This is a genomic window from Paeniroseomonas aquatica, from assembly GCF_030409335.1.
GTDB lineage: Bacteria > Pseudomonadota > Alphaproteobacteria > Acetobacterales > Acetobacteraceae > Belnapia > Belnapia aquatica.
Map to the genome: position 1 here is coordinate 1 of NZ_JAUFPN010000295.1, position 10,494 is coordinate 10,494.

Annotated in this window: 6 protein-coding genes; 5 read left to right on the forward strand and 1 reads right to left on the reverse strand. The window is 65.1% G+C overall.

Features of this window, described 5'->3' with window-relative positions:
* Positions 1-35: 35 nt before the first annotated feature.
* On the reverse strand, positions 36-1,868 hold the full coding sequence (locus QWZ14_RS29875; RefSeq protein WP_290320713.1) for an AI-2E family transporter: 1,833 nt from the start codon (positions 1,866-1,868) through the stop codon (positions 36-38).
* 148 nt (positions 1,869-2,016) lie between these two features.
* Here QWZ14_RS29875 and QWZ14_RS29880 point away from each other — a divergent pair, with 148 nt between their 5' ends.
* From QWZ14_RS29880 to QWZ14_RS29900, 5 genes are all read left to right on the forward strand, one after another.
* On the forward strand, positions 2,017-5,085 hold the full coding sequence (locus QWZ14_RS29880) for an ATP-binding protein (protein WP_290320714.1): 3,069 nt from the start codon (positions 2,017-2,019) through the stop codon (positions 5,083-5,085).
* A gap of 58 nt (positions 5,086-5,143) precedes the next feature.
* Positions 5,144-5,533 carry a response regulator gene (locus QWZ14_RS29885; RefSeq protein WP_290320715.1) on the forward strand — a complete coding sequence of 130 codons (390 nt, stop codon included), beginning with the start codon at positions 5,144-5,146 and terminating at the stop codon, positions 5,531-5,533.
* A gap of 634 nt (positions 5,534-6,167) precedes the next feature.
* The gene (locus QWZ14_RS29890; RefSeq protein ID WP_290320716.1) at positions 6,168-7,001 is read left to right on the forward strand and encodes an FkbM family methyltransferase; all 834 of its coding nucleotides are present in this window, start codon (positions 6,168-6,170) and stop codon (positions 6,999-7,001) included.
* 1,156 nt (positions 7,002-8,157) lie between these two features.
* Positions 8,158-9,012, forward strand: coding sequence for a hypothetical protein (locus tag QWZ14_RS29895; protein ID WP_290320717.1), 855 nt, complete (start codon positions 8,158-8,160; stop codon positions 9,010-9,012).
* A gap of 524 nt (positions 9,013-9,536) precedes the next feature.
* Positions 9,537-10,493 (forward strand): carboxypeptidase-like regulatory domain-containing protein, encoded by a 957-nt coding sequence (locus QWZ14_RS29900; protein ID WP_290320718.1) that lies wholly within the window; start codon positions 9,537-9,539, stop codon positions 10,491-10,493.
* The last annotated feature ends 1 nt before the right edge of the window (position 10,494 follow it).

Here is a 10,494-nt window from a genome sequence, read left to right on the forward strand (position 1 = left end):
ATCAACTTGCGCATCGCTGAGTCCGGTCACAGACCCTAGTCGGCCACCGGTTGCGGCACCGCCGGCGCCGGCGCCGGGGCTTCCGCCAGCGCCTCGGCCAGGGCCAGCGCCTCCCGCAGGGAGGTGACGATCGCCTGCCCCTTCCCCTCCGAGAGGGCGAGCAGCATCTCACTGCCGGGCCTGGCGCCCCAGAGGCCGATGGCCAGCTGCCCCTCCGGCATGGTCCGGCGGATCCGCCGCTGCATGTAGCGCAGCCCCACCGCGCTGCTGCCGGCCTCGATCGCCGAGATCAGGCAGAAGCGGGCGGCATGCGCCTGCAGGGCCTGGAGGTTGCCGGTCTCGAGCGCGTTGTTCGGCAGGGCCAGGGCGCCGAAGCCGCGCTGCTGCAGCGCCCGCATCATCACCTGCGCCGCCAGCCCGTCGAAGGCGCCGCGGCCGGCGATGCAGAGCACGGCACCCTCGGCGCGCCAGGCCCCGCCCGCCCGGGGCGCCGCCGGGGCGGGCAGCGCCAGCCCGGCCAGGAGGTCGCCCACCGCTTGGTTGATCCGCTCCAGCCGGTCGGAGGCCAGGACCTCGGCCGCCCAGTCCGCCTCCGCCAGGGCCAGGCCCCGCAGCACCACCTCGTCGTAATAGGCCTCGACCGGCTCGTCGCGCAGGCGGCGCTTCGCCTGGTCCAGCAGCCCCTCGGCATCGCCCTCGAGGGCGCGCTGGTAGAAGGTCTCCTCGGGCCGCAGCGGCGGCCGGTCGCCGAGCGCCACGTCGAGGAACTCGAGCTGGCTCACGTGCCGCCCGAGGACGACGAGGCAGACCGTCAGCGGCGTCGCCAGCAGCAGCCCCACCGGCCCCCAGAGGAAGGCCCAGAAGGTGGCGGCGACGATGACCGCCAGCGGCGACAGCCCGGTGCTGTGGCCATAGAGCAGCGGCTCCACCACCTGGCCCATGACCGGCTCGCTGATGAGGAACAGGCCCAGCACCCAGATGGCCAGGGCCCAGGTCGGGTCCACCGCCAGCGCCAGCAGGGCCGGCGGCACCACCGCGATGAAGGTGCCGATGAAGGGCACGAAGCGCATCAGCCCCGCCAGTATCCCCCAGAGGACGGGGTTGGGCAGGCCGATCAGCCAGAGCCCGCCGGCGATGAACAGGCCGAAGCCCGCGTTGAGCGCGACCTGCGCCAGGAAGAAGCGGGACAGCCGGTAGGCCGCGTCGTTCAGCGCCAGGGTGGTCCGGTGCAGGTCGCGGGCGCCGGCGAGGCGGATGAGCCGGTCCCGCAGATCCTCGCGGTAGAGCAGCACGAAGACCACGAAGACGAAGACGATGCCGATGGTGGCCAGCGGGGCGAGCAACGGCTCGGCGACGTTGCTGACGACGTCGAGGGCGCTGGCCTCGCTCCCGGCCGGCGCCGGGGCGGGCGCGGCCGCGACTGCCACGTCCTTCCGCCCCAGCCCGTGCCGGAACCTCTCGAGCAGCGCATTGCCTTCCTCCAGCAGCTCGCCGATCCGCAACGCCTCCACCTTGGCGGCGATGTTGCGCTGGTACTCGGGCAGCCGCGCCGCCAGCTGGGTGACCTGCCCGGTGACGACCACGCCGATGCCGAAGATCGCCGCGAAGCCGAGCCCGACCGAGAGCAGCACGGCGAGGGAATTGCCGATGCGGATCCGCCGGAACAGCCGCACCAGCGGCGCCAGCACGAAGGCCAGCAGGATCGCCAGCACCAGGGGCACCAGCAGCTCCCGCCCGAGGTAGAGGCCGGCGATGACCACGGCACTCGCAAAGAGGGCGGCGAGCCCATGCCCGGACAGGGCCGAGCCCAGGATGGCGGGCGCCGGCTCGGACTCGGCGGCGGGCCGCTTGGCATCAACGGAGAGCATGGGCGGCGATCGATCCAGGATGAGGGCGCGGCGTTGTGCAACGTCCGCGGCGCATGCGGGTTCGGACCGATGAATCCGTGCGGGTTCGGGCCGGTGAACCAACGCGGCGGTCCGGCGCTCAGATTGCTCCCTCAGGAACCGCCGCCCCTTGACCCAGACCTCCTCCTCCCTCGCCCGGGCAGGCCAGTCGGCCCTGGCCGGCGACCCGGCGCGGCTGCGCTGGCTGATGCCGGCCGCGGCGCTGCTCATCCTCGCCGGGCTGATGCTGGCGGGCTGGGGCTACGGCGCCGGTGCCCGCGACCAGGCCCGCATCACCGCCGGCAGCACGCTGGTGCTGGAGACCGAGGCGCTGGTCTCCGACCTGAAGGACATCGAGACCGGCCAGCGCGGCTTCCTGCTGACCGGCCGGGAGGAGTTTCTGGAGCCCTACCTGGTCGGCAGCCGCGCCCTCGACAGCCGGCTGGCGGCCATCGGCCAGGCCGCCGCCGCGGCCGAGGTCACGCCCGGGGAGGAGCTGCGCCGCCTGGCCGAGGCCAAGCGCGACTGGGCCCGCCGGGTGATCGAGATCCGCCGCAGCGGTCAGGCGGAGGCGGCGATCGCCGCCGTGGTCTCGGGCGAGGGCCGGTCGATCATGGACCGCTCGCGGGCCGCGGCCTCCACCCTGCAGGATGCGGCCCGCGCCCGGTCGGCGACGATCGCCGACCAGCGCAACCAGCGCCTCGTCCGGACCGCTGCGGCCTCGCTCGGCATGCTGGTGCTGGGCAGCGCGCTGCTGCTGGTGCTGGCCATCTCGCGGCGCAAGGCGGAGCGCCAGGCCAACCTGCTGCTCGCCGGCGTCATGGAGAATGCCCCGGCCGGCGTCGCCTTCCTCGACCGCCGGCTGCGGCTGCTGCAGGGCAACCGGGCCCTCGCCGACATGGCCGAGCACATCCTCGGTGTCACGCCGCGCCGGGGGGCCGAGCTGCTGCCGGAAGCCGCCCGCCGGCAGATGGACCAGAAGCTGACGGCGGTGCTCGACGGCAGCCGCGGCCACGCCAATGCCGAGGTCGAGCTGGCCCTGCCGGAGCAGCCGAATTTCATGCGGCACCTGCTGGTCAGCATCTTCCCGCTGCGGCACGAGGGAGCCGACCGCGCGGTCGGCGGCCTGGGCCTGTTCCTGCTGGACACCAGCGCCCGGCGCCGGGCCGAGGAGCGGCTGCGCCGCAGCGAGACGCGGTCGCGGCTGATCATCGACAGCATCCCGCAGCTGGCCTGGATGACCGACGAGTCCGGGGCCATCCAGTGGTACAACCGCCGCTGGTACGACTACACCGGCACCACCGAGGCGGAGATGATGGGCTGGGGATGGCAGTCGGTGCATCACCCGGACCACCTGGCCGGGGTCACCGCCCGCTTCAGGCAGGCGATCGAGGCCGGCGCGCCCTGGGAGGACACCTTCATGCTGCGCGGCGCCGACGGCACCTATCGCTGGTTCCTCTCGCGCGCCGAGCCGCTGCTCGAGGCCGACGACGCCGCCCCGTCCGGCGCGGCGCCGCGCATCGTCGGCTGGTTCGGCACCAATACCGACATCACCGAGATGCGCCGCGTCGAGGAGGAGCTGGAGGCGGCGCGGGACGCCGCGGACGATGCCAACCGGGCCAAGAGCCAGTTCATCGCCAACATGTCGCACGAGCTCCGCACCCCGCTCTCGGCGGTCATCGGTTATGCCGAGATGCTGGAGGAGGAGGCGGCCGACCTGGACGGGGCCGAGGTGATGCAGGGCGACCTCCGGAAGATCGCCTCCAATGCCCAGCACCTGCTGTCGCTGATCAACGACGTGCTCGACCTGTCGAAGATCGAGGCGGGCCGCATGGAGGTGCAGACCGAGGACTTCAGCGCCAGCGAGCTGGTGCGCGACGTGGCGGCGACGGTCGAGGGGCTGGTCTCGAAGAAGGGCAACCGCATGCTGGTCGACATCGAGGGCGATGTCGGGACGATGCATTCGGATTCGGTCAAGCTGCGGCAGTGCCTGTTCAACCTGGTCGGCAATGCGGCGAAATTCACCGAGGGCGGCAGCGTGACCCTGGCGGTGTCCCGCGCGGTGGATGCGGAGGGCCATGGCTGGCTGTCCTTCCGGGTCGCCGATACCGGCATCGGGATGACCGAGGAGCAGATGGCGCGGCTGTTCCGCCGCTTCGCCCAGGCCGACAGCTCCACCACGCGCCGCTTCGGCGGCACCGGCCTCGGGCTGGCCATCACCAAGGCCTTCGCCGCCATGCTGGGCGGCGACATCACGCTGGAGAGCACGGTCGGCCGCGGCTCGACCTTCACCATCCGGCTGCCGGCGGACCTGCGGACCATCCGCGCCGAGGCCCCGGCCGCCTGCGACACCGCCGAGGATGGCACCGGCGAGACCGGCGAGGCCGGCCTCGTGCTCGTCATCGATGACGATCCGGCCTCGCTCGAGCTCGTCTCCCGCTTCCTCCGGCGCGAGGGCTTCGCGGTGCGCTGCGCGCCGGAGGGACGCTCGGGGATCGAACTGGCGCGCAGCCTGAAGCCGAACGCCATCTTGCTCGATGTCATGATGCCGCAGATGGATGGCTGGTCGGTGCTCGCGTCCCTGAAGGCCAGCCCCGAGCTGGCGGAGATCCCGGTCATCATGGTCACCTTCGTCGAGGAACGGGGCCTGGCCTTCTCGCTCGGCGCCGCGGACTACCTGACCAAGCCGGTGCAGTGGCACCGCCTGAAGGGGGTGCTGGAGCGCTATCGCGCCACCACCACCGCGCTGATCCTCGAGAGCGACAGCACGCAGCGGGCGGACCTCCGCCGCCTGCTCGAGGGCGAGGGCTGGTCGGTCGAGGAGGCCGGCACGCTGGCGGAGATCCGCCGGCGCATGGCCACCGAGGAGGCCCCGCCCGGGCTGCTGCTGATGGAGGTCAAGCCGGGGCTTTCCGAGGGGCTCGGCCTGATCAACGACCTGCACGCCGATGCCCGCTGGTCGAAGGTGCCGATCATCGCCCTGGCCGAGGGCGACATCGCCGCGCCGGAGCTGGAGAAGCTCCGCGGCCAGGTGCGGCAGGTGCTGCCGGCGGAGGCGCGGCCGCCGGCCGAGCTGGTCGCCGAGCTGCGCCGCCTGGCCGCCCCCCATCGCGTCCCCGGCGTGGTCCCCGCCCCGCCCGGCCGGCTCCGGGCCGACCCGCCGCAGGCCCAGGAGGCCGGCGCGCCGCAAGCGGGCTAGCGCGGCGCCGGCATCCCACCCATCCCCGTCAGCCCTTCGTCACAGTGGAAGCATCAACATGGCCAAGATCCTGCTCGTGGAAGACCACGAGGAGCTTTGGGATTTCCTCTCCCGCCGCCTGCGCCGCCGCGGCTTCGACGTCGTCCTGGCGCATGACGGCCAGCAGGGCGTCGACACGGCCGTCGCGGAGCGGCCCGACGTCATCTTGCTCGACATGAACCTGCCGGTAATGGACGGCTGGACCGCCGCCCGCACCATGCGGGACCACGCGGTGACCCGCGCCATCCCGATCATCGCGCTGACCGCGCATGCGATGGCCGGGGACCGGGAGAAGACGCTGGCGGCGGGCTGCGATGCCTATCATGCCAAGCCGGTGGACTTTAACGCCCTGCTCGGCCAGATCGAGGCGGCGATGCTGGCGGCGGAAGAGCGGGAGGATGGGGTCTGAGGCTGCCCTGCCGGTCGGCATGCGTCGGCAGCGAGGCAGAGCCTTGCGGCGAAGTTGAACCCCGCAGTAACCCTGAGATGACGGGCTTGCAGCACCGGATGCCTAAGAGGAACGAATCCGCTCGGATAAGTGTGATGAGATTAGAAGCTTATGCCTTCGAAAGTCGTTTGGCACGGTGCCGCTTTCGGGGGCATCGTTGGATAGGAGTGATTTGCCATCGGTACCGACACCGTGGCTTCGAAGCTCGCCTCACTCGCAAGCCAAATACTGCAAAGATTTCGATTTGTGTCATACAGGAAAATGGAAGCTCGTGTAATTGGTTGTGATTTTCCACCAGATATTCAACCAAAATTTTTAGAAACAGAAGAAACGTCGGCCTAAAATCTAAAACTGCAGCATATAAAGCACTATACTGTCAAATTTTATTTTGATATTGTATTTTTCATACGGCCTGATATTTGATCGATGCTCCACATAACATCACCTCTTAAAAATTCTGTGCGGCACCATTTTTTCCTGCATGCTCGCGGAAGTTGTGTAATATGCAATGCAAACCTCCTAAAATTTAGTTTCCACTCGAACTTGCCATAGTTGCAAGCAGGCCGTGAAATGAAAACCAGCTATAGGAACTATTATGGGAATCTTTAAAAATCTAGCTCTGACACCGATTGCCAAATTAGGTCAAAAACTTATTGGGAATGCAGCATTACAAAAGCTTATTTTCAATGCCATACGCCTCAACAGACCTGAGGTGCAGGATATAATATTGAACGACGACATCGGGTTCATCGCTTACTGCCTGGCACGAAGACGCCATTCCAAATCACAAATCATGCAAGACCTTTGGGTCTGTTTTGAGCTTAACGAAAAAAAGAAAGGCTTCTTCGTTGAATTTGGCGCAACGAATGGAAAAAAAAATAGCAATACTTGGCTTCTTGAAAAGAAATTTGAATGGAAAGGCATCCTGGCCGAGCCAAATCCGATATGGCATCAAGAATTAATCAACAATAGGAAATGTTTTATTGAGAAGAAGTGCATTTCTTCGAAATCAGGAGACATTGTTTCATTTGTGACGACAAATGATACCGATCCGGAACTGAGTGGGATTGAACAATTTTCTGATGCCGATCACTTCGCCGAGACGCGACGGCAAGGTCACCGCGTAAGACTAGAGACAATATCATTGGATGATTTATTAGAGAAATACAACGCCCCCTCTGCAATTGACTATATGTCCATAGACACCGAAGGCAGTGAACTGGATATACTTTCTTCATACAGCTTTAAGCACCGCTTTAAAGCCATTTCGGTAGAAAACAACAAAAACAATGAAAAAGCGTTAGATGAATTGATGGTTTCAAAAGGATACGTAAGAGTTTTTCGTCTTTTTTCACAATGGGATAGTTGGTACGTGTCTTCCGAGCTTCGAAAGGAAGAAGAATTTACCATTGCAGCTCCAAATTCTTGAATTTTACGCTTCGAAAAAATCTGGACGAATGTCGATCTGATAATTGGAAATGATGCATGCAATTAGATGAACACATATTTTAGTCAAATTTAGAGCTCCTAACAGGACCCTTGTAGAACGAAGCGCCAGGCGATAATTGCGGAGGCAAGTGTGAGAAAGGCGGTGTGGATGTTAGGACGCCGCTTGTTGCGGATCGCCAGCGGTCGGAACTGACCGAACAAGTCAGGCTGCGCTTGACGACCCACTGGTGCCGACCCGGCTTGGCGCTGCTCTCGATGCTGCAGCGTGCGATGTGGCGGTGGCTCAGGGGCTTGGGGGCGGCGGTGATGATCGTAAGTCTTGTCGGTGTGTAGATTGCTGGGTCGAACGTGGGGCCTGCCACAGGGCTGCGGGATCGGCGATACGGTGCCAACTCCCTCCTCCGGCATCCTGCTGTCGTGCAGGCTGGCGCCCGTCAGGGAGCTGCGAGCGGGTTGTCGTTAGCATCAGTGAGATATGGCATTTCGAACCTGGCTTGCACCAATCCATTGTATTCGGCCCCGGTTGCGCGCGCCCCCCTTTTTGCCGTAATCGACGCGTTTTCGCGGGCGGCGCGCTGAAAGGCGATGGTGCTACGTCGTCCCAGGCGGTTACGGAGAGAATGCAGAAGGCGGTTCCACATGCCAGTCTCCCGCCACTCCCGCAGCCGGTGCCAGCATGTCACGCCGCAGTCGCAGCCCATCTCCTGAGGCGCATTTTCCACGAGATGCTCATCTGCAGAACAAGGAGGATATCAATTAGGGCTGCACGGTCAGGCAGGCGAGGACGGTCGCCCTCAGCTTCAGCGGCTCTGGCACCAATAGCAGCTCCACCACCGCGCAAAGTGCATCAGGGAAAAGAGGTCTGTTTAAGCTACCCAGAAGGCGTCAAACCTGCTTCTGTCTGACGCTTCAGTTATTTTGCGTTCGAAAAAATACCGACAGAATTTACTGATTCACATTAATCGAAAATTGAATTACAAAGCAACTAAAATTCATGATTGGGAAATGGCCCAACCTTCGAAAAGCAAGAATGTGAGAGTCTCGGAACTCCCACCAACTAGCTTGACCCGTGGTGATGCCGGAATGTATGCCGCTGGCGGTTGCGAGGTAAAGCTTCCAGCCGGTAGGGCTAGTGAATGCTCAGATTCCTTCCTCCGGGTCATCCCACCGCACTTCTGGCAACCATGCTCCTCTGGTCCGTCACGCCGACATTCGCAGCGGTCGAGGAGCCAATCGAGCTGGCCGACGACCCGTTCCAGATTACCGATCCGATTGCCGCCAAACCAGGCGCCGCCGAAGCGGCATTCGTTGGTGCCTACGAGCGGGCACGGCGAGGTTCAGTGCGCAACACCGGTGCCGTTGAGACCCAGCTATCAATGGGTGTCGTACCAGGATTGGAGCTTCGCATCGGCCAGGTTGGAGCCTACGGCAATCTGGAGACCCGTCGGAAGCTGGGCACAGTCAGTGATGCCCTCACCCCTTCGGAGGATGGAGGCCAGGCCGCCTGGGGTGGCTCGACCCGGATTGGCGCGCTTTATGAGTTCAGTGACGGTCGCGGTGGGTATCCAGCCGTCGCGGGCCTGATGCGGCTACGGACCCTCTATGGCCCCGGCAAGCCGGCTTATGAAGCGGAGACCATGGCGCTGATAGGCCGGACCTTCCCCTTCGGTCAGCAAGCCATCGGCACGCATCTCAACATTGGCTGGACGTCTCGCCTGGACCCGCAACCCGGTGAGCGGCCGAACCGCTATCTCGTGAATGCCTCGATCGGCCAGGCGGTGTCCCCGGTCACTGCCCTCGTCCTGACTTACGCCCGTGAGCAGCAGGAACGGGGCGACCGCGACTACAGCCTCATTCAGGCGGGGGTGCGTCACCGACTTCGAGGCGACCGGTTTGTGCTGGGCCTCGCCGCTGGTTTCGGGACGACACGTGACACGCCTCGCTACCAGCTCGCCTTTGCCCTGCAGTGGCAACTCAGCGATGCCCGGTAGGTCCGAGATGGCGATGCGGGTGCCCCATCGCGGCCTGATGGAGAAGATGCCGCGTGAAGCGCGCAAACTTCACCATCAACAACGTCAATAGGCGCCTGCCCAATCTTCTGAATGGCTGGATGAAGCCAGACCCGATGTCGTCTGCCTGACAGGAGCTGGAAGCTGAACAAAGGCCTTCCCTGACGAGGCGTGGCGCTTGGCCGGCTGCAACGCTGTCCGGCAAGGCGAGAGGATTTGGAACGGCGTCGCCATCCTGGCAGATGGCATCAACGCCGTACTGACGCGCCGCGCCCTGTCGGCGATATCAACGATCGGCGAAGCCGCGGTACAAGGGGCCTGACACCGTCCATGCGGTCGAACCGGCAATGATCGAGCGCAGGGTTGCTCATTGGACCGTTCCACCACCGCAGGCATTGCTGCGGAGGATGCCTTGTCGGCGGCAGCCATTTGCTGATTGACAGCCCTGTTCGCTTGCCTCCTGCTAAGACCCAAAGCCGCACCAAGGCGGCAGCAGAGGGTGAGGCATGTCCAAGCTGGACCTGAATGCATTCGCATCGGCGACTTTGCTTGCGTCCCTGCTTGCACCGGCCGCCTCAGGTGTCAGCGCACAGACCATGACGGCAGCCAGGACGGAGGTTGCTGCCACCGACATCGGCGGCACGGTCCATGGCGCCAATGGTCCTGAGGCCGGCGTATGGGTCATCGCCGAGACCTCCGACCTGCCAACGAAATACGCCAAGATCGTCGTCACCGATGAGGCCGGGCGCTACCTCATCCCCGATCTGCCCGATGCGCGCTACGAGATCTGGGTGCGCGGCTACGGCCTGGTCGATAGCCCGCGCGTGGACGCTACCCCGGGCCGGCCGATCGACCTGACCGCGACACTGGCGCCGACGCCTGCCGCCGCCGCCGAACTCTATCCCGGCATGTATTGGTACTCGATGCTACGGATCCCGAGCGCCGACCAATTCCCGGGCCCCGGCGACGGCCGTGGCGGCAACGGCATCCCCGACTTCATGCGGAGCCAGTACGCCTGGATCGACACCATCAAGCAGTCCTGCCAGTCATGCCACGCGCTCGGCAGCCAGAATATCCGCCATCCGCGGCGGGAACTCGGCGAGTTCCCGAACTCCCATGAGCTTTGGGCCCGGCGCATCCAGTCCGGCCAGGCCATGGGCAACATGGCCGTTTCGATCAACCGGCTGGGCCCGGAGCGGGGCCTCGCCAATTTTGCCGACTGGACCGACCGCATCGCGGCCGGTGAGCTACCCGCCGACCAGCCGCGCCGGCCGGAGGGGCTGGAGCGTAACATGGTGGTCACGCTGTGGGACTGGGCGGAGCCCACGACCTACCTGCATGACGCGATCTCGACCGACAAACGCCAGCCGACGCTGTTTCCGAACGGGCTGATCTACGGCTCACCGGAGGAATCGACCGACGACGTGAACCGCCCCGGGTTTGCTGGAGGCCCTACCTGTTGAG